Below are 19,268 nucleotides of genomic sequence, written 5' to 3'. Positions count from 1 at the left end.
ATCGTGCACCGTCGCAACGCGGGTTTCGCGCTGCATGGTCGGGAAACACTCTTGGAGATTTTTGTGATCCAGCATCTTAAGAAAAGCAAGCCGATGGAGGCGCAACTCGAGATCGCGAAGCAGGTGCGCGATACGGTCGAGCAGATCATCGCGGACGTCGCCGCCAACGGGGACGCTGCCGTGCGCGAATACTCGATGCGGTTCGACAAATGGAACCCGGCATCCTTTCGGCTGACGGACGCGGAAATCAGCGCGTGCGTCGCGACCCTGTCGGAGCGCGAACTGGACGACATCAAGTTCGCGCAGCAGCAGGTTCGCCGGTTTGCCCTGGCGCAGAAGGACGCATTGCGCGACGTCGAAGTCGAGACGCTGCCGGGCGTGGTGCTCGGTCACCGCAACATTCCGGTGAATTCCGTCGGCTGCTATATCCCGGGCGGCAAGTATCCGTTGCTGGCTTCCGCTCATATGAGCGTGCTCACGGCCAAGGTTGCCGGCGTCAAGCGTGTGGTGGCCGTGGCGCCGCCGTTCGACGGCAAGCCGCACCCGGCGATCGTCACGGCGATGCATCTCGCGGGCGCGGACGAGATCTACTGCGTCGGCGGCGTGCAGGCGATTGCCGCATTGGCGCTCGGTACGGATCAGTTCGAGCCGGTCGACATGATCGTCGGCCCGGGCAATGCCTACGTGGCCGAAGCGAAGCGCCAGCTGTTCGGCAAGATCGGGATCGACCTGATCGCGGGCCCGACGGAGACGCTCGTCATCGCCGACGATTCGTCGGACGTCGAGATCGTTGCGGCCGACCTGCTCGGCCAGGCCGAGCATGGCGTGAATTCGCCGGTCGTGTTCCTGACGAATTCCGCCAGGCTCGCGGACGGCCTGCCGGCGGAGATCGAGCGCCAGCTAGCGGTGTTGCCGACAGCGGCCGTCGCGTCGGTCGCGTGGCGCGACTATGGCGAGATCATTCTGTGCGACACCGTCGACGAAATGGTCGAAGAAGCCGACCGGATCGCGTCCGAGCACGTTCAGGTCATGACGCGCGATCCGCTTTATTTCCTCGAGCACATGACGAACTACGGTGCGCTGTTTCTCGGCGACCGTACCAACGTGTCGTACGGCGACAAGGTGATCGGCACGAACCATACGTTGCCGACGACGAAGGCCGCGCGCTATACCGGTGGGCTGTGGGTCGGCAAATTCATCAAGACCTGCACCTATCAGCGGGTGTTGACCGACGAAGCATCGGCCATGCTCGGCGAATACTGTTCGCGACTGTGTGCAATGGAAGGCTTTGCAGGGCACAAGGAACAGGCCGATATCCGCGTTCGCCGCTTCGGAAAGCGAGCGGACTGACATCGGGCCGAGAGATCGGGCAGCGATTCGGCACTCGAAAGAGTGCCGTTTTTTTTGCGTCGAATCGAGCGGGTTTGCGCGGTTCCGCAGCGCGCGGAGGCCCTTTTCATGGCGTGGATGCGAGTGCGTCGTAGTGCGACACAAATTGTGTCTTTGCGAAATTGAGCGGCATTTATTGGACTTCAATACTGCGTCGCGGGTGAGGAGGCAGTGACCGGGTTTTCGTCCGACACAACGCGTGTCGGATGGCAGCCCGGCCGGAAACGCGGCGATCGTCAAACGGCAGGAGGGGGTGACGATCAGCCGTCGCATGACGGCCTCCCCACCGTACGCCCATCGCTCTGGATAGTTCTCCTGACGACGGGAAAGAAGCGGAGCGGTATTCGGGAGACGCATCAATACCGCTCTGATCGATGTGTACTTCGTGGACGGACAAGTGAAATGAAAAGAAAAGTCATCTCGGCGATCTCTCTGTCGATTACCGCCTACGCGGCCGGCGCGCATGCGCAAAGCTCGGTCACGCTTTACGGCATCGTCGATACCGGTATCGCATACATTCACAACAGCGGCGGACAAGCGTCGCAATGGAAGATGTCGGCCGGTAATCTGTCCGGAAACGAATGGGGGCTCAAGGGCACCGAAGATCTCGGCGGAGGCTTGTCGGCGAGCTTCCAGCTCGAGAACGGCTTCGATCTCGGCTCGGGTCAGTTGCAGAACGACGGCCGCATGTTCGGCCGGCAAGCGTTCGTCGGGCTGGGCAGCACGCGTTTCGGGACGGTCACGCTCGGGCGGCAATACGATCCGGTGACCGATCTGGTTCAGCCGATCACCGCCGATTCGTACAGCGGCCTGTTCGCGCCGCCGGGCGATATCGACAATTACGACGACAGCGCGCGTTTCAATAGTGCGGTCAAGTGGACGAGCCCGTCGTGGGGCGGTGTCACGGTCGAGACCATGTATGCGTTCGGCGGCGTGGCAGGATCGACGGGCTCCGGGCAAAGCTGGTCGGCCGCGGCGGCCTACAGCGGCGGCGCGCTCAGCGTGGCGGGCGGGTTCCTGCACGTGGACAACGGCAACGCCAGGACGTCGGCACGCGGCACGTCGAGCGCGGACAGTTTCTTCAACAGCGCCGTCAATGCGGCGTATGCCACTGCCCGCGGCATCGATATCGGGCGGATCGGCGCACAGTACGTCGTCGGGCCGGTCACGGCCGGCGCGGCGTACTCGTACACGCGCTATACGTCGGACGGCGCGTCGACGTTCGCGGGTTCGCAGCACTTCCAGAACGGCTCCGTGTTCGCGAGCTGGATGGCGACGCCGACGCTCCAGGTGATCGGCGGCTACAACTACACGCGTTCGGGCGGCCATTCGTCGGCGACCTATCAGCAGGTCAATCTCGGCGTCGACTATTTGCTGAGCAAACGGACCGACGTCTATGCGATGGCCGGCTATCAGCATGCGAGCGGCGACAATGGCCAGGGGAGCGCTCAAGCGGTGATCGGCTCTTACGACGTCAATTCGGGCGCGAATTCGCAGATCGTCGCAATCGTCGGCCTGCGCCACAAGTTCTGAGCTATTCGGGGAAATCCGGCAGACAGGCTGGTCCCGCTCCGGACGGAGCGGGACGACACCGGCGACGTCAGTTGTTCTTCGCCGCGGCTGCCAGCTTCTTGACGGCAGTGGCGGAAGTCATCGACGGGGTGTTCACGAATTGCGTGATCACATCGACGAACGATGCGCGAACGTCACGCTCCAATGCGGCATTCTCGATGAACGACGGCACGACCGCGCCGGATTGGGCGGCCGCGGCTCGGTCGGCGAAATTCAGCTTGGCGCAGTCGTCGAATTTCGCTTGCGGCACGTCGAGCCGCGCGGGGATCGAACCTTTGCGCAGATTGAAGTTCTCCTGCACGTCGGCGCTCATGGCCAGATTGGCGAGCGTCGCCTGATTGGCGGCGGCAGCGGGATTCTTCTGTTTGAAGAACGTCATGGTGTCCACGACCCATACGAACGCGTGACCGCTTCCCGGCGTCGCCGCGCACACGAAGTCGATGCCCGGCTTCTTGCCTGCCCGGAGGAATTCGCCCTTGGCCCAGTCCGCATGGATCTGCATCGCCGCCTTGCCGTCGATGACCATTTGCGTCGCCACGTTCCAGTCGCGACCGGCGCGGTTCGGATCCGTGAAGCCGATGATCTTGCGCAATTGGTCGAACACCTTGAGCATGGTGGGCCCCTGGATCGTCGCGGGGTCGTGATCGATGATCGCCTTCTTGTAAAAGGCGGGGCCGCCGATGCCGATCACGAGATCGCTGAAGATCTCCGCTTCCTGCCAGTCCTCGCCGCCCAGCGCGACCGGGATGATGCCGTCCTTCTTCATGCGCTCGGCCAGCGCGTTGAATTCATCCCAGGTGGTCGGGGCTTTGCCGCCGTACTTCTGCAGGATCTTGGCGTTGATCCAGAACATGTTCTCGCGGTGCTCGTTGACCGGAACGCCGTACCAGTCGTTCTTGTATTTCACGTACGGAATCAGCTCGGGCGCGATCAGCTTGTCCCAGTTGCCGGCCTTCGCGAGGCTGTCGAGATTCGTGAGCTCGTTTTGTTCGGCATACGAAAAAAGCAGCTGCGGCTGGGCCTGCGCCGCTGCCGGCGCGCTCCCTGCCGCCAGCCGCGCCTGCAATGCCTGTTGTTGATTGGCGCCGTCGTTGCCGGCGATCGCGCTGTCTTTCCAGCCGATGCCCTTCTTCTGCAACGCGTCCTTGAGCGCCTGGAGCGCGTAGGCTTCACTGCTGGAGGTCCATTGATGAACGACCTCGACCGTTTGCGCCTGCGCACCGGCCATGCCGACCATCGAAAGGCTCGCGACGGTCGATACGACCGCCCGTGCCGAAATATGCCGCAATCTTGTTTTTGCCTTCACAATCCAATCTCCTCAGATGACATCGACCTACGCCGGTTCCCGCTCGTGCGTCGCTATGCACGAGCGCCCGGCGAGTATCGGAAGGCAAATTGACGTACGCAATTTCGCGATCGTCCGTTTCGAGACGCACGATGACGCTACCGGGCGGAGCAAGGGGGTATGTCGGGGTATCTCGCGGCAGTCGGTCGACGCAGGTCAAAACCGCGCGCACGCGAGGATGCGCAGACCGACGCCCGATCTGCTTCGCTGTGCGTCGCAAAAAGGCGAGTCGCGAACTTGTCGCGACATTTTTCTATGGAGAGCATGCCGGCATGCACTTCGCCGAGCGTCTTGCAGGGGGAAACCGCCGGGTGCACCCACTGCATCGCGTGGATTCGGGCGGGCTCGGCGGCCGCCGTGACGAAATTTGCACCTTATACAGGGGAGTCCTGCTGTGAACGATTACGATCGAGACGCTTACGCGGTTCTGTTGCCGGCATTCGCGGGCCTGACGCTCAGCGACGACGTGTGCCGATATCTCGACCGGGGCGGCGTGTCGGTACTGCTGGGCGAGACGCGTGACGAGTACGTCGGACGCGCGATGAGCGCGCAGCGCCGCACGGAAGAGGCCGCCGCGCACTTCAGGGACGTCGTCGAATCGACCCGGAGGCGGGCAGGGTCGGGCGTGCTGGTGGCCGTCGATCAGGAACTCGGCGGGATACAACGACTGCATGCGCTCGTGCCCGCGCTGCCGTCGCTCGACGACGCCTTGCACGCTGGCACCGAGACGATCGTTGAAAGATCCGCCGCGGTCGCCGCGGCGGCGCGCGAACTGGGCGTCAACCTGTTTCTGTCGCCGATCGCCGATGTCGTGGTGGGCGCGAATCCCTGGCTCGACGGGCGGCATCTCGGCGCCGATGCCGCCGATGTACTACGCATTGCCCGCGCGTTCGTGCAGGGCGTGCAATCGGCGGGCGTCGCGGCAACCGCCAAGCATTTCCCCGGGCATCCGGTCACGGCGCTCGATCCGGCGCTCGACGAGGCGGTCGTGGGCGGCGGGCTCGCCGAGCTCGCGCCGACGCTCGACGTGTTTCGGGCATTGATCGCCGGCGGCGTCAAGGCGGTCATGGCGGGGCCCGCGCTGGTGCCTGCCATCGATGTCGAGCATCCATCGAGCACGTCGCGCGATACGCTTTCGATGCTGCGGCACGAATTCTCGTTCCACGGGCTCATCATTTCCGACGATCTGGATGCGCCCGGCATCTTGCGCGGCAGAAGCATCGAGGCCACGGCCGTCGCCGCGCTGGATGCCGGTGCCGATCTGCTGCTCCTGTCGAGCGAAGCCGGGCTCGACCGCATTGCCGGCACGATCGTCGAAGCCGTCAGGAGCGGCGCGCTCGACGCGTCGCGGTTGGCGCAGGCGGCCAACCGCGTGCGCGCGCTCGCCCGGGAACTGGATGGCGTGCAGGTCGCCGGCCGCAACGAGCGCGCGTGAGGCGAATCGATGAGCGAACTTTTGCGCCAAGCCCATGCCGTGTTGTTTCCGGTGCTCGTGACACTCGAACTCGACGACCACATCGGCCGGTTTCTCGATAACGGCGGAAAGAGCCTGCTGTTCGGCGAGACCGGCGAGGAATATGTGTCCGGCCAGATGAATGCGGAGCGCCGGCGTCGCGAAACGCTCGATGCGTGGCACGGCACGGTCGAACAGGCGACCGCGCGTGCGGGGCACGTGCTGCTCGCGGCCGATGCGGACATCGCTGCCGTCCATCGGCTGCAATGGCTGACGCCGCCGTTGCCGAGCCGGGACGATGCGCAACGGATGCCGCCACGCGAGCTGGAGGATGTCTGCTTTGAAATGGCCAAGGGGGTCGCGCAAGCCGGGATCAATCTGGTGCTGTCACCGACCGCCGATGTCGTGACGGGGCGCAACCTGTGGCTGAACGGCAGGACGCTGGCCGACGATCCGGTTCTGGCGGCGGCGATGGTCCGTGCGTACGTGCGCGGCGTTCGTCGCGCCGGTCTGCAGACCACGCTCAAGCATTTTCCGGGGCATCCCGACCTGGTGGGCCACCCGGCCACGAGCGATGCCACCGTGCCGCTTTCGCTCGCCGAATTGAGATCGCTTTGGGCGCCGTTCGAAGCGGGGATCGACGAGGGTGTCGACGCGGTGATGATGGGGCCGGCCCGTTTCCACGCGGTTCAGCCGGCGGTGGCGGCTTCGCTGTCGCGCGAACTGATTTCGGCCCTGCGCGTGGAGTTGGGTTTTTCCGGCCTGGTGATGACCTGCGACCTCGATCACCGGGCGACCCAGGGCGATCGCGCACTCGGTGACGTGGCTGTCGCCGCGCTGGCGGCCGGCGCGGATTTGCTGCTGCTGTCGCCCAATGCGGTGCCGCGCATCGGTGAGGTAGCCGAAGCAATCGTACGCGCGGTAGCGGACGGTCGACTGGACGCGAGCCGCCTGCAGGCAGCCTGCGACAGCGTGAGCGCCGCAGCCGGGAGACGGCCTGCATGAATGCCGGGATGGCCGTACGCTCGCGCCGCATCCCGTTGTCACGCCGATACCGGCAGGTGGGCGTCGATGTCGGCGGGGCGCCCGCGATTCAACCGTTCACGCGTGTCATGGCATGACTTCATATCGACCGGCGGCCCGGGTCGCGACACGCATCGCATTCTTCGTGGCCGGATTCGGCGCGGCGTGCTGGGCGTCGCTCGTTCCGTTCGTCAAACAGCGAGCGGCCATCGACGAGGCGACACTCGGCGCCTTGCTGCTGTGTGTCGGCGCAGGCTCCGTGATCGGCATGATGTTGACGGGCACACTCGGTACCCGGTTCGGCAGCAAGCCGATCGTTTTCGGCGGTGGCGTCGGGCTGGCCGTGATCCTGCCGCTTCTGGCGATCGCGCACGACGCCGCCACGTTGGGCATTGCGCTGTTCGGATTCGGTGCGGCGCTCGGTTCGCTGGATGTCGCGATGAACATCAACGCGGTCGAGGTCGAGCGCATGGAAGGGCGGCCGCTGATGTCGGGGTTTCATGCTCAGTACAGCATGGGCGGCTTCGGCGGCTCGGCGTTGGCGACCTTTCTGCTGGCCGCGCGTACAGGTGTGTTCGCGAGTATGTTGCTGTGCTCGGCGCTGATGTTCGCCGGAATCCTGATTGCACGGCGCCATCTGATCGAAACGCCGCGAAGACGGGGCGGCCCGCTCTTAGCGGTGCCGCGCGGCATCGTGCTGTTGCTGGCGGGCCTGGTGGCCATTTCATTCCTGCTCGACGGCGTGCTGCTCAGCTGGGGCGCGTTGTTCATTTCCGGTAAAGGGCTGGTTCCCGCCACGCAGGGCGGCCTCGGCTACATGCTTTTCTCCATCGCGATGATGGCCGGTCGGTTGAGTGGCGACACGTTGACCACGCGCATCGGCGACCGGTCGATGATGTTCTGGGGCGGAGCGGTCGCCACGGCGGGGATGGTCGTTCTGCTCGTCGCGCCGATCGCGCCGGTGGCATTGGCGGGGTTCCTGTTGATCGGGTTGGGCGCATCGAATGTCGTGCCGATCATGTTTCGCCGAGCCGGGGCTCAACGCGCGATGTCGCCGTCGCTCGCCGTCGTGGCGATCACGATGACCGGCTATGCGGGCAATCTCGTTGGCCCGGCCAGCATCGGCATCATCGCCGATCAAGCAGGGTTGTCGACCGCGTTCTGGCTGCTGGCCGGCCTGGTTTGCCTGATTCCGTGTTGCGCCGGCTTCGTCACGCATCCGCGAGCGGCGCGTGTTCGGCCGGCCGCGTGAACGGCCGGGCTTGTTTCGCGACGAATCCGGATTGTTGCGGGGACGGCCGCTCGACGTGACGCGACGGAAGTCAGACCGGCCGGGCGCCTCCTGCCCAGTGCGCAGGAAAAGCGTTTGCACGCAGCGCGGGTTCACAGCATTGAATGTCGAAGGTCGCCAACCCGAGAATATCGAACGGGTCTTCCGCGATCATTTGCTCGATATCGCGCCGGTGGTCCGCATACGCGAGTAAAAAACCGGCGGCCTCTCCCTGCAGCGGCCCCGCGAACAGGATGCTTCCCGCCTGAACGTGTTTGACGAGCCACGCCTTGTGGGCCTCCAGGTGAGCGTGAACCTCTTGCGTCGGACGGATGTAATCCAGCTTGATCGCAAACAGCATGAGGAATCCTGTTACTTGACGGGCCGTGCATCCGGCGCCGGTACGCCGGCGAGTACGTCGGCGATGGCGGCCCTGGCGAGCGCGATACCTTCGTCCCGCACCCGCTGGCCTTTCGATGCCCCCTCGGCACGGACGAACCGGACATCGGTTACACCCAGGAAACCGAAGAAACGATTGAGATAGTTTTCCTGGAAATCCATGCCAGCCAGAGGTCCTTCCGCATAAAATCCGCCGCGTGCGGAGGCGACGATGACGCATTTGCCGCTGGCCAGGCCCACCGGGCCACGCTCGGTGTATCGAAAGGTTCGTCCGGCCTGCGCAATGCGATCCAGCCAGGATTTCAACTGACTCGGTACCGAAAAGTTGTACATCGGTGCGCCGATGACGATGACGTCGCTGGCCAGAAACTCCGTTACGAGGGTGTCGGAAACCCGATGCTCGCGAATCGCATCGTCGTCGAATGCGTCTGTCGCGACGTCACGGAACCCGGCAGCGATCGGTCCGGTCAGGTGGGCAATTTCGTCGCGGACGAGATCGCGGTAGGTCACTTCGGCAGACGGGTGTCGTGCGCGCAAATCGGCTACGACGGCAGCGGACAGCGTTCGCGTGATGGAGTTGCCGTCCAAAATGCTGGAATCGAGATGCAGGAGCTTCATTTCAGTCTCGCAGTGAGGGAAAGACAAATTGCTTCGAAATCCGAATGGCGTCATGGATGAACCGTTCGTGCGGCCCGGTCGATCAGTCTCGCGACATCGTCGGGGTGAGACAGCATCGACAGGTGACTGGAGCGAATGGTCGTGACCGTTGCGCCGATCCGCTGCGCGATGGCTTGCTGCACGGTCGCCTCGAGCGCGTTGTCGTCGGTCGTTCGCAGGTACCAGCGGGGCTTGTCATGCCAGGCCGCATGCCGCACCTTGCCGGCGAAACAGGCCGCCGCGATCGGCTGTTGGGTCGAGGTCAGCGCGTTGACCCGTTCAAAAGGAAGATCTCCCGCCATGACACGCTGGAACTGGCGGGCATCGTCCAGCCATATCAGGCCCCGCGCGTCCGGCGACAGGCCCGTCATCGGTGCGCCGACGCTGCGCAGCAGGTCGTCGACCGACTCGCCGTCATCCGGAGCCAGCGCCGACAGGTAAACAAGGCCCTTCACATTGGCGGCATTGCCGGCTTGCGTGATCACCGCGCCGGCCCACGAATGGCCGACCAGCAGCACGTCTCCGGTTTGCCGACGCAGCACGTTCTCGGTCGCAGCAACGTCATCGTCGAGGGACGTGAGCGGATTCTGCACGGCCGTCACGTGGTAGCCCATGTGCTGCAATCTGGTGATGACCGGCTGCCAACTCGACCCGTCGACGAACGGGCCGTGGACGAGCACGATGTTGCGCACCGCCGGCGCTGCGGCCGCGATCGTGTGACCGCTTGCGAACGTCACCATGAACGCGACGGCCGCGAGCAGTCGGCCGAACCGGCTGACCGGGCAGCGGCCCTGTCGCGTCGGAAGGAAATGCGGACGGCCCGGACGAGGCGGGAATGGCATGAGGCAGGCGCTCCGATAATTGCAGACATGGGCCAAATTTATACGGCCCTTGTCGACAATTGCAGAGGGCAGACCGGACATTGTTCATGCAAAGTTCGCCACCCGGGGCACCGTCGATGAGGGTGCAGGCGCGTGCGATCGACGTCGGAGTCGAACGCAGCACTGACGGGCGCGACCGACCAAACGGGACGATACGGGGCCCGCGATTGGACGGCGAGTGGCGCGTGGCGGGCGCCACATGGGGCGGTTACGCGACGAGACGCGCCAGCAGGCGCTTGAGCTGTGCGGCAACGGTTGCGGCGTTCTGTTGCTGCTGCTTTCTGCAGAACAACTCGCAACTCCACCATCCCCGATAGCCGGTTGCCTTGACCGCATCGGTCCATTGCTGCAGGTCGATGACACCTTCTCCGGTCGGTACGTCGCGGAGCACCTGTTCGTCCGGAATCCCGCCGGGGAAAGGGAGCGAATCACACACATGGACGCCATGAATGATGCGCGCGTCCAGCTTCGCGATGTCGTCGGGTGTCACGCCGGACGTGTGGCAGTGCCAGTAGTCGATGACGATTTTCACGTTGTCCCGACCGGCCGCATCGATCAGCTGGATCGATTTGTCGATGCCGCTGACAGGCGCCCACGACAGCGCTTCCAGGTACAGCACCAGGCCGCGCTCGGCGGCCATGTCGGCCAGGCGAGCGAGATTCTTCGCGGTGACCGCGATCTGCCGCGCGTGCGGCAGGCCGAGTACGCCGGCGTAACGGTCCGTCCTCCCGGTTTGCGTCCATTCGACGACCGACCGAACGTCGACCGGCCCGGTCAGTACCTGCACGCCTTGCGCGCCGGACAGCGTTGCCAGTTCGAACAACGCGTCGGCACGCGCGTACATCTCCGATGCTTGCCGACCCTGCCGCTCGATATCGGTCAGGAATCCCATTCCGGGGACATAGACGTCTTCGAGCAGCGCTTTCAAGTCGTCGGCGCCGTAGCCCGACGCGAGGTACGCTTCCAGCTTGTCCGCACCCAGCTCGATGCCGTCGAACCCGATTGCGGCGATCGTGTCGAGGTCGGTGACCAGGTTGGAAAACTTCGAGACAGTGGTATGAAAGATCAAGGCATTTGCTTTGCCGTGTGCGGCCATGTTCAATTGTCCAGTCGAGAACGGAATGATTGCGCTGCTTGAGCGCAGGATCACGAAGTGACTCGAGACGCTTCGGAATCGATCGGAACGGATGCGTGCCCGATGCGCGTCAGCGGCGCCTTGCCCAGGATGAGGTCCGCTGCCTTTTCGCCGATCATGATGCAGACGGCGTTGAGATTGCCCGAAATGATGTTCGGCATGATCGACGCGTCCGCCGCTCTCAGTCCGTCGATACCGTGTACGCGTAGCGAAGGGTCCACCACGGAGTCGCTATCGGTGCCCATGCGGCAAGTTCCGCAAGGGTGAAGCGCGGCGTGCGCCTCCTGCTGGACAAATTTCCTCAGTTCGTCGCGACTGGCTGCCTGTTTGCCCGGTACGATCCGTTGCGCGATGTACTTGCCGATCGCGGGCTGTCCCATGATGTCGATCGCCTTTTCGCAACCGTCGACCACCGCTTCGAGGTCGTACGGATCGCTGAAGTACTCGGGGAACACTCGCGGGACATCCATCGGATCGGGGCTCGACAGCTCGACGAAGCCGCGCGAGCGAGGGCGGATCTGTCCGAGATTGATGGTGCAGCCGTTGCCTCCCGGCACGCTGTCGACGCCTTCTTCGATTCCGGCGCCGACCACGAGGAAATATTGAATGTCGGGCGTCAAGGCTTCCTTGTCGCCCCACCAGAACGCGCCGCCCTCGATCAGGTTGGACGCGGCCGGCCCGTTCCTGAACAACAGATAGTTCAGCCCCGCCAGCGCCTTCCAGTGCGGCTTCTTGTATTTGTCGTAGCTATACGGTCCGTTCAACTGGTAGACGAGCGAAATTTCGATGTGGTCCTGAAGATTCCGGCCCACGCCGGGGAGGTCCTGTTCGACGGCAATTCCATGTCTTTGCAACGCCGCGGACGGTCCGATCCCGGACAGCATCAGCAGCTTCGGGGTACTGAGCGCACCCGCCGAAACGATGACTTCGCGATTCGCCCGCATCTGCTCGATGCGCCCGTTTCGCCGGAATTCGACACCGACTGCACGGCCTTTTTCGATCAGAATTCGCGTGACCCGCACGCCGGTACGGACCGTCAGGTTGGGGCGATTCAGCGCCGGATGAATGTAGGCGACGGCAGCGCTGCTGCGACGGCCATCGCGTGCGGTGATCTGATAAAGGCCGCAGCCGGCCGGATGCCCGCTATTGAAATCCTCGTTGTACGGCAAGCCGGATTGCTGGCAGGCCTTGAGCCATGCCTTGGTCAACGGATGAATATGCGGGATGTCGGACACGCGCAGCGGGCCGCCGGTGCCGTGGACGTCGTTGCAGAAGCGCTCGTTGTCTTCCGAGCGTTTGAAGTAGGGCAGGACGTCATCGAAGCCCCAGCCGGTCGCGCCGGAATCTCGCCACTGGTCGTAGTCCGACGGGACGCCACGGATGTAGATCATCGCGTTCACGGAACTTCCACCGCCAAGCACGCTGGCCTGGACCATCGTCGGCATTGCGGGGCGGGCGTGGCCCTGGGCCGGATGCCACGGGATGCGCTTGAGGAGCGGGCCTTGTGCAGTCTTGTAGTAGGCGCCGGGGATATGAATATAGGGGCTGCGGTCTCGCGGCCCTTCCTCGAGAAGGGCGACGCTCGAGCGTTCGTCTTCGCTGAGGCGTCCGGCGATGACGCAACCGGTCGATCCGCCGCCGACAACGATGTAGTCCACCGACTTGGTGTCTCGATGAGTCATTTTCCTTGTACTCGCTAAAGCGACGCGGCGCGCCGTCCGCGCCGAGGCATGCATCCAGTCGGTTCGCGCCGAATCAGCTGCGCTTCGATCCATCGGGCGGCAAACCGCTTCTCCACGCCCGCAAATATCTTCCGGGGCGAAACGTGTTCTCGCAATTTCGCTCCGGCCTCGTTTGTGACGCAAAGTGGCGCAGCCAGTTGGCTCATCGAGGATTCGAGGGCGGTCGTCGCCCGGGAGGGGCCGGCTCGGCACGCTTCAGTTGGCAGGCAAACTGCTGTTCGTGCAAAATTCGCCAACCCGGCCGAATTGACGGAGTACCGCGTGCGGATAGGAATCGTTGCAGTCGAAGGGAGCCTGCTGTCTCCCATTACGGGTCTTGCCGACCTGTTCTGGATGACCGCCCAGGCATTGCGGGCATCGCCCGGCGGGGGCGCTCACGGGCAGCCGGTCGTGGCCGGCTTCGAGACCGTCATCGCGAGCGCCGACGGGCGGGCGTTGCGGGACCCACAGGGCCGTCTGATTCCGGTCGACACCACGTTCGATGAACTGACGCAATGCGATGTCGCGCTCGTTACCGGCATGGCGCTCGGCCCCGACCGGCTACCGCCCGTGTCCGCCTCGACCACGCAGGCAGCCGCGTGGCTGCGAGCGCGTCATCGTGACGGCGCGCTGGTGGGCGCGGCCTGTGCGGGGACCTTCGTGTTGGGCGAGGCCGGCCTGTTGAACGGCAGGCGATGCACGACGACCTGGTGGTTGCACCATGCGTTCAGGCAGAGGTTTCCCAAAGCGCGCCCGGTGTGGGGCACCGCCGTGGAAGAACAGGATCGCATCGTCACGACCGGCGGGCCGTTGTCGTGGGTCGATCTGGCGTTGCACGTCATCAGGCGGGAAGCAGGGGCCGACGTCGCTCGCCTGGCCGCCGATATTTCGGTGGCCGACACGACGCCGCTGCCGCAGCTGGTATACGCCCCTCGGGGATACGTGAATGCTACCGATCCGCTCCTGCTTCAAGCCGAGCAGATCGTCCGCCATGCCAGCCCCGGCATGACCGCGGAAGCGCTGGCCGGCGCACTGGGTCTCAGCGAACGGACCCTGCATCGTCGACTGAAGGGCTTGACCAGCGAATCGCCGAAAGGGTTCATTACGCGCGTCAGAATCGAAATGGCTTGTGTGCTGCTGGAAACACCGGGGGCGAGTATCAAGCAGGTCGCGTTGCAATGCGGTTACGGAGACGAGACTTCGTTTCGGCGCGCGTTCGGCCAGCTTATCGGCATGACGCCAGCGGATTACAGGCGCTGGTCAAGCAGGCGGAACACCCGTTCGACCATCGATCGTGACCGCGAGGTTGGCGACGATTGATATGGGCGCGTCGACGCAAGCGAGCGGCACTGCGTGAGTCGGCGGACTGGCCGCATTGGGCGAATCGACCAGTGCCGATGCACCGCTCAGGCCGTGGTCGTTCCCGCCCTGCTTGCATCCTGTCCCAGGCATTCGACCAGCAGTTCGGTCAGCATCCGCACGCGAAGTTGACCGTCTGATTACCGTTTTGTCATCTACGCCGTTCGCGCTTGCACGCAGCGAAGCCGTGTCGCCGTTTCCGGGTAACATCGCCGGATGTCCCCACGAATGCGACGGAGCCGGCCATGCGCATCCTGATAGTCGAAGACGAACCGAAGACGGGCGCGTACCTGAAGAAGGGGCTCGAGGAATCGGGTTTCAGCGTCGATCTCGCGAAGGACGGCGGCGAAGGGCTGACGCTCGCGCAGGAAGAGCGTTACGACGTGATCGTGCTCGACGTGATGCTGCCCGTGCTCGACGGCTGGGCCGTGCTCAAGCGGCTGCGCGACACGCACACGACGCCGGTGCTGTTCCTGACCGCGCGCGACGACGTGCAGGACCGCGTGCACGGCCTCGAACTCGGCGCCGACGACTACCTCGTGAAGCCGTTCGCGTTCGTCGAGCTGCTCGCTCGCATCCGCACGCTCGCGCGTCGCGGGCCGCCGCGCGAGACCGAACATCTGGCGGTCGGCGATCTGGAAATCGACGTGGTGCGCCGCCGCGTGAAGCGCGGCGCCACGCGGATCGACCTGACGCCGCGCGAATTCTCGCTGCTGCAACTGCTCGCGCGCCGGCAGGGCGAGGTGCTGAGCCGCACGCAGATCGCGTCGTACGTATGGGACATGAATTTCGACAGCGACACCAACGTCGTCGAGGTCGCGATCCGGCGCCTGCGCGCGAAGATCGACGACGCGTTTCCCGTCAAGCTGATCCATACCGTGCGCGGCGTCGGCTACGTGCTCGAACCGAAGGACGACGCATGACGCGCCCGCGCTCGCTCGCCGCGACGCTCGCGCTCGCGTTCGCCGCGACCACGCTGGCCGCGTTCGCGCTCGTCGGCGCGTATGTGTATGCGGGCCTCGAGCGGCAGGTGAACACGCAGGACGATCTCGACATCGTGCTGGCCGCGCGCCACACGCGCCGGCTCGCGGGCGAGCTCGAGTCGCTCGACGCGGCGCGTGCGCACGCCGAGCGACTGACGAGCCAGGTGCTGGGCAACGAGGCGCTGTCGATGGCCGTCGTCGATGCGGGAGGCGACGTGCTCGCGCGCCACAACGTCCGGCTCGCCGCGCTCGACGAGGCGCCGGCGGCCGCGTCGACTCCGTTGGCCGACGCGCAACTGTTCGCGCCGCACGCGGTGCCGGTTCCCGCAAACGACCGGATCACGGCCGACCGGCTCGTCACGTGGACCGCCGACGGCGGCACGCCGATGCGCGGCGTCGTGATCGAGGCCGCGCTCGGCGACCGCACGCCGATCCGCATCGCGATCGCGCGCAACATGCGCGACCGCGCCGATCTGCTCGACGGCTACCGCGACCGGCTCAAGCTCGCCGGCGGGCTCGGCGCGCTGTTCGCGCTGCTGCTCGGCTACTGGCTGATCCGCAAGGCGCTTGCGCCGCTGCGCGAGATCGTCGACGACACCGGCCGGATCACGGTCGACAAGCTCGACACGCGGCTCGACGCGTCGCGTGCGCCGCCCGAGCTGCGCGCGCTCGTCGATGCGCAGAACGCGATGCTCGGCCGCCTGCAGCAGGCGTTCGCGCATCTGTCGCAATTCAGCGCCGATCTCGCGCACGACCTGCGCACGCCGCTGAACAACATGCGCGGCGCCACCGAAGTCGCGCTCGCGCGGCCGCGTTCGGTCGACGAGTACCAGACGCTGCTCGAATCGAATCTCGAGGAATACGACCGTCTCGCGCGGATGATCGAGAACGTGCTGTTTCTCGCGCGCGCCGAGCATCCGAGTTTCGTCACGCGGCGGCGCGCGTTCGACGTGCGCGAAGAACTCGAGCGCATCGCGGAGTATTTCGAAGGGCTCGCCGACGAAGCGGGCTCGACGTTGCGCGTCGACGGGCACGGGCAGCTGACCGCCGACGTCGAGCTGTTTCGTCGCGCCGTCGGCAACCTGCTCGCGAACGCGCTGCGTTACACGCCGGCCGGCGGCGTCATCACGCTCGCCGTCGACGAAACGCCGGATGCGGTACGCGTCGTCGTCGAGAATCCGGGCGAGCCGATCGATCCTGCATTGCTGCCGCGGATCTTCGACCGCTTCGTGCGCGGCGATCCCGCGCGCAGCGGCGGTGTACCGGGCGGCACGGCCGGGCTCGGCCTCGCGATCGTGCGCTCGGTGATGGAACTGCACGGCGGCACCGCGCAGGTCGAAAGCGACGCGCGCGGCACGCGTTTCGTGCTCACGTTCAACCGGCCGCCTGTTGCTTGACGGCGGCGGGTTGGGGCCGCGCGGTTGCCGCGGCGTCCTTCTTGCCGGTGTTCGATTCCGCGTCTGCCCCGGCGCTCGCGCTCGCCTGCCAGCCGCCGCCCAACGCCTTCAGCAGCGCGACTTCGGCCTCGATCCGGCGCGCGTCGATCTGATCGGCGGTGCGCCGGTTCGTCAGCGCGATCGTCTGCGCGGTCACCACGTCCAGATAGCTGACGGCGCCGGCGTTGAAGCGATTCGTCGTCAGCCGCAGTGACAGGTCGGCCGCGTCGGTCGCGCGCTGCTGGCTGCCGGCTTCGGACGCGAGTGCATCGAGAGCGGACAACTGATCCTCGACCTGCTGGAACGCGACGAGCACGGTTTGCCGGTAATCGGCGACCGCGCCGTCGTATTGCGCATGCGCGCCGCGCAGCGACGCGCTGCGGCGGCCGCCGTCGAACAGCGTGCCGGCGAGTTGCGGGCCGAGCGACCAGAACAGGCTCGGCGCGGCGAGCCACGGCGCGAAGAACGAACTTTCGAGGCCGGCGCTCGCCGACAGCACGAGATCCGGGAAGAACGCGGCGCGCGCTTCGCCGATCTGCGCGTTCGCGGCCGCCACGCGACGCTCGGCCGCCGCGATGTCGGGTCGGCGCTCCAGCAGTTGCGACGGCACGCCGGCCGGAATGGCCGGCACGTGGAACGCCTGCACGCGCGGCGGCAGCGCGAACGTCGATGCGCTCTCGCCGACGAGCGTCGCGATCGCGTGCTGCAACTGCGCACGCGACGCATCGATGTCGGTGTCCTGCGTGCGCGTCGATTCGAGCTGGGTCTCGGCTTGCGCCACCGCCGACGCGTCGATCGCACCGGCGGCGAGTTGCTGCTCGAGCAGCGTCAGTGCGTCGGCGTACGCGCGTACCGAGTCGTCGAGCAACTGCTTCTGCGTGTCGAGCGAGCGCAGCGCGAAATAGTCGGTCGCGAGTTCGGCCGTGACCGACAGCTTCACGGCCTGCAGGTCGGCCGCGCTCGCGGCGGCGTTCGCCTGGGCGCCCGTTACCGCGTCGCGCACGCGGCCGAACAGGTCGGGCTCCCAGCTCGCGGCCACGCCCGCCTGGTAGTCGGGCGTCGTCTTGCCGGCGAGCGACGAACCGAGCCGGTTCTGCGACACGCGCGCCCGGCTCTGCGCGGCGCCTGCCGTGATCGTCGGCAGGAACCCGGCGTGCTGATAGTCGACCATCGCGCGGGCCTGTTGCAGGTCGGCGACGGCTTTCTTCACCGTCTGGTTCGACACGTCGACGCGCGCTTCGAGCGCGTTCAGATCGGCGTCGCCGAACACGGTCCACCATGCGCCGCGCGCGGCGGCGTCGGCTGGCATCGCGACGTGCCAGCCGGCTTGCGCGGCCGGTACTGCCGGTGCGCCCGCGTAGTGCGCGGGCACCGCGACGGCGGGCGGCGAATAGGGCGGCAGCGTCGAGCACGCGGTCAGTGCGGCGACGGCGCCGAGGGCGACGATGCGGCGAGCGAACGGGAGCGGATGAGGAAGGCGCATGGCAAGTATCTCGTGAGTCGTCGTCGATGGGTCAGCCGCGGGCGGGCGCCGGAGTGGGTGTTGACGCAGCAGGTGCGACGCCGGCCGCGCGCAGCGGCGGCACGTTGCGCATACCGGTCGCGGACGCTGGCTGCGCGGCCTGCGCGGCCTGCGCGGACGAAGCGGACGAAGCGGACGAAGCGGACGAAGCAGACGAAGCAGACGAAGCCGCAACCGGCGCCGCATCGTGCGAAGTCGACACGATCTTCACGGCTTCCCCGGCCGTGATCGCATCGCCCGGGTTGTCGATCACACGATCGGTCGCGGCGAGCCCCGCGACGATCTCGACGCGCGTGCCGAAATCCCGCCCGATCTGCACGGTCTTCAGCGCGGTTTGCCCGTTCGCGCCGACGGTGGCGACCGTCACGCCGTTCGGGCGGAACAGCAGCGCACTGACCGGCAGCTCGAGCGCCGGCGCCGCACTCGGCAAGACGAGATGCGCCTGCGCATACGCGCCGGGCATCAGCGCGCCGTCGCGGTTGTCGACGTCGATCTCGACACGCAGCGTGCGCGTGACGGGATCGATCGCGCCCGCGCTGCGCGCGACCTGCGCGGCAAACCGCCGCCCCGGATACTGCGGCGTCGTCAGGTAGACGGAGGTGCCGGCCGACACGCCGGTCGCGCTGTCCTGCGGCACATCGACGAACACGCGCAGCGTGTCCGTCTGTTCGAGATGGAACAGTTCCCCGGACAGGCCCGGGCTGCCCGGCGTGCCGCCCGCGGTGACCAGCGTGCCGACGTCGACGTTGCGTGCGGTGATCACGCCGTCGAACGGCGCGGTGACGGACTCGTACGACACGAGTTCGGCGAGATGCGCGACGTTCGCCTGCGCGGACGCGAGCATCGCGCGCTTCGCGTTCATGTCCGCGACCTTCGTGTCGGTGTCCTGCTGCGATACCGACTGCGTTTTCAGCATGTCCTGCCAACGCTGCGCGGTGGATTTCGCATAGTCGTAGTTCGCCTGCGCGCTCGCTTCGTCGGCGCGCGCCTGGCGCAACTGCGCGTCGAGATCGGGCGCCGAGATCTGCGCGAGCGTCTGGCCGGCCTTCACGTGCGTGCCGAGATCGACGCTCCAGTGCGCGATATAACCGCTTGTGCGCGCATAGATCGACGCGTCCGCATA

General features: G+C 66.0%; 16 protein-coding genes. 8 read left to right on the top strand and 8 right to left on the bottom strand.

The window, feature by feature from the left end; translation table 11 throughout:
* Positions 1–63 precede the first annotated feature (63 nt).
* On the top strand, positions 64–1,350 hold the full coding sequence (gene hisD / locus AP428_RS29335; RefSeq protein ID WP_011545712.1) for a histidinol dehydrogenase: 1,287 nt from the start codon (positions 64–66) through the stop codon (positions 1,348–1,350).
* Between the two features lie 441 nt (positions 1,351–1,791).
* The gene (locus AP428_RS29330) at positions 1,792–2,922 is read left to right on the top strand and encodes a porin (protein WP_011545711.1); all 1,131 of its coding nucleotides are present in this window, start codon (positions 1,792–1,794) and stop codon (positions 2,920–2,922) included.
* Between the two features lie 67 nt (positions 2,923–2,989).
* On the opposite strand, the gene AP428_RS29325 is transcribed toward AP428_RS29330, so the two are convergent.
* Positions 2,990–4,198, bottom strand: a complete 1,209-nt coding sequence (locus tag AP428_RS29325) for an ABC transporter substrate-binding protein (RefSeq protein WP_063934021.1) — start codon at positions 4,196–4,198, stop codon at positions 2,990–2,992.
* Between the two features lie 502 nt (positions 4,199–4,700).
* Between AP428_RS29325 and AP428_RS29320 the strand changes: the two genes are divergently transcribed.
* From AP428_RS29320 to AP428_RS29310, 3 genes are all read left to right on the top strand, one after another.
* Complete coding sequence (locus AP428_RS29320) at positions 4,701–5,741, top strand: glycoside hydrolase family 3 N-terminal domain-containing protein (protein ID WP_011694997.1); 1,041 nt, start codon at positions 4,701–4,703, stop codon at positions 5,739–5,741.
* 9 nt (positions 5,742–5,750) lie between these two features.
* Positions 5,751–6,764, top strand: coding sequence for a glycoside hydrolase family 3 N-terminal domain-containing protein (locus AP428_RS29315; protein WP_011694998.1), 1,014 nt, complete (start codon positions 5,751–5,753; stop codon positions 6,762–6,764).
* A gap of 112 nt (positions 6,765–6,876) precedes the next feature.
* Positions 6,877–8,034, top strand: coding sequence for an MFS transporter (locus AP428_RS29310; protein ID WP_011545707.1), 1,158 nt, complete (start codon positions 6,877–6,879; stop codon positions 8,032–8,034).
* 70 nt (positions 8,035–8,104) lie between these two features.
* Here the strand turns inward: AP428_RS29310 and AP428_RS29305 are convergent, their stop codons facing one another.
* From AP428_RS29305 to AP428_RS29285, 5 genes are all read right to left on the bottom strand, one after another.
* Entirely contained in the window at positions 8,105–8,413 is a 309-nt protein-coding gene (locus AP428_RS29305; RefSeq protein WP_011545706.1) for a YciI family protein, read from the bottom strand.
* A gap of 11 nt (positions 8,414–8,424) precedes the next feature.
* Complete coding sequence (locus AP428_RS29300) at positions 8,425–9,069, bottom strand: FMN-dependent NADH-azoreductase (protein ID WP_041489214.1); 645 nt, start codon at positions 9,067–9,069, stop codon at positions 8,425–8,427.
* A 50-nt stretch (positions 9,070–9,119) separates the two neighbouring features.
* A complete protein-coding gene (locus AP428_RS29295; RefSeq protein ID WP_011694999.1) occupies positions 9,120–9,950 on the bottom strand; it encodes an alpha/beta fold hydrolase in 831 nt (276 codons plus the stop codon).
* Between the two features lie 247 nt (positions 9,951–10,197).
* The gene (locus AP428_RS29290; RefSeq protein ID WP_226292375.1) at positions 10,198–11,139 is read right to left on the bottom strand and encodes a sugar phosphate isomerase/epimerase family protein; all 942 of its coding nucleotides are present in this window, start codon (positions 11,137–11,139) and stop codon (positions 10,198–10,200) included.
* Positions 11,136–12,782 carry a GMC family oxidoreductase gene (locus AP428_RS29285; RefSeq protein ID WP_011545702.1) on the bottom strand — a complete coding sequence of 549 codons (1,647 nt, stop codon included), beginning with the start codon at positions 12,780–12,782 and terminating at the stop codon, positions 11,136–11,138. Before AP428_RS29285 ends, AP428_RS29290 begins: the two co-directional genes overlap by 4 nt.
* 72 nt (positions 12,783–12,854) lie before the next feature.
* Between AP428_RS29285 and AP428_RS29280 the strand changes: the two genes are divergently transcribed.
* The 3 genes from AP428_RS29280 to AP428_RS29270 all read left to right on the top strand — a co-directional run bounded on the left by AP428_RS29280 (position 12,855) and on the right by AP428_RS29270 (position 16,584).
* Positions 12,855–14,165, top strand: coding sequence for a GlxA family transcriptional regulator (locus AP428_RS29280; RefSeq protein WP_231691714.1), 1,311 nt, complete (start codon positions 12,855–12,857; stop codon positions 14,163–14,165).
* 284 nt (positions 14,166–14,449) lie between these two features.
* Complete coding sequence (locus tag AP428_RS29275; RefSeq protein WP_011545700.1) at positions 14,450–15,127, top strand: heavy metal response regulator transcription factor; 678 nt, start codon at positions 14,450–14,452, stop codon at positions 15,125–15,127.
* Positions 15,124–16,584 (top strand): heavy metal sensor histidine kinase, encoded by a 1,461-nt coding sequence (locus tag AP428_RS29270; RefSeq protein ID WP_011545699.1) that lies wholly within the window; start codon positions 15,124–15,126, stop codon positions 16,582–16,584. Before AP428_RS29275 ends, AP428_RS29270 begins: the two co-directional genes overlap by 4 nt.
* Here AP428_RS29270 and AP428_RS29265 read toward each other — a convergent pair.
* Complete coding sequence (locus AP428_RS29265) at positions 16,562–18,106, bottom strand: efflux transporter outer membrane subunit (protein ID WP_011545698.1); 1,545 nt, start codon at positions 18,104–18,106, stop codon at positions 16,562–16,564. The genes AP428_RS29270 and AP428_RS29265 overlap by 23 nt on opposite strands.
* A gap of 31 nt (positions 18,107–18,137) precedes the next feature.
* Positions 18,138–19,268, bottom strand: a 1,131-nt coding sequence (locus tag AP428_RS29260) for an efflux RND transporter periplasmic adaptor subunit (protein WP_054928445.1), incomplete at its 5' end; no start/stop codon positions are given.

It is taken from the genome of Burkholderia sp. E168m22, assembly GCF_001319805.1.
Lineage (GTDB): Bacteria > Pseudomonadota > Gammaproteobacteria > Burkholderiales > Burkholderiaceae > Burkholderia > Burkholderia orbicola.
Note: the sequence above shows the minus strand (reverse complement) of the source record. Positions and strands in the feature narration are given on the sequence as shown.

What these genes read in the sequence shown, in the direction of transcription:
- AP428_RS29295 (WP_011694999.1), bottom strand. Translation starts at nt 9,950, where the DNA reads ATGCCATTCCCGCCTCGTCCGGGCCGTCCGCATTTCCTTCCGACGCGA.
- AP428_RS29270 (WP_011545699.1), top strand. Translation starts at nt 15,124, where the DNA reads ATGACGCGCCCGCGCTCGCTCGCCGCGACGCTCGCGCTCGCGTTCGCC.
- AP428_RS29310 (WP_011545707.1), top strand. Translation starts at nt 6,877, where the DNA reads ATGACTTCATATCGACCGGCGGCCCGGGTCGCGACACGCATCGCATTC.
- AP428_RS29330 (WP_011545711.1), top strand. Translation starts at nt 1,792, where the DNA reads ATGAAAAGAAAAGTCATCTCGGCGATCTCTCTGTCGATTACCGCCTAC.
- AP428_RS29325 (WP_063934021.1), bottom strand. Translation starts at nt 4,198, where the DNA reads ATGGTCGGCATGGCCGGTGCGCAGGCGCAAACGGTCGAGGTCGTTCAT.
- AP428_RS29315 (WP_011694998.1), top strand. Translation starts at nt 5,751, where the DNA reads ATGAGCGAACTTTTGCGCCAAGCCCATGCCGTGTTGTTTCCGGTGCTC.
- AP428_RS29280 (WP_231691714.1), top strand. Translation starts at nt 12,855, where the DNA reads ATGCATCCAGTCGGTTCGCGCCGAATCAGCTGCGCTTCGATCCATCGG.
- AP428_RS29265 (WP_011545698.1), bottom strand. Translation starts at nt 18,106, where the DNA reads ATGCGCCTTCCTCATCCGCTCCCGTTCGCTCGCCGCATCGTCGCCCTC.
- AP428_RS29275 (WP_011545700.1), top strand. Translation starts at nt 14,450, where the DNA reads ATGCGCATCCTGATAGTCGAAGACGAACCGAAGACGGGCGCGTACCTG.
- AP428_RS29300 (WP_041489214.1), bottom strand. Translation starts at nt 9,069, where the DNA reads ATGAAGCTCCTGCATCTCGATTCCAGCATTTTGGACGGCAACTCCATC.
- AP428_RS29305 (WP_011545706.1), bottom strand. Translation starts at nt 8,413, where the DNA reads ATGCTGTTTGCGATCAAGCTGGATTACATCCGTCCGACGCAAGAGGTT.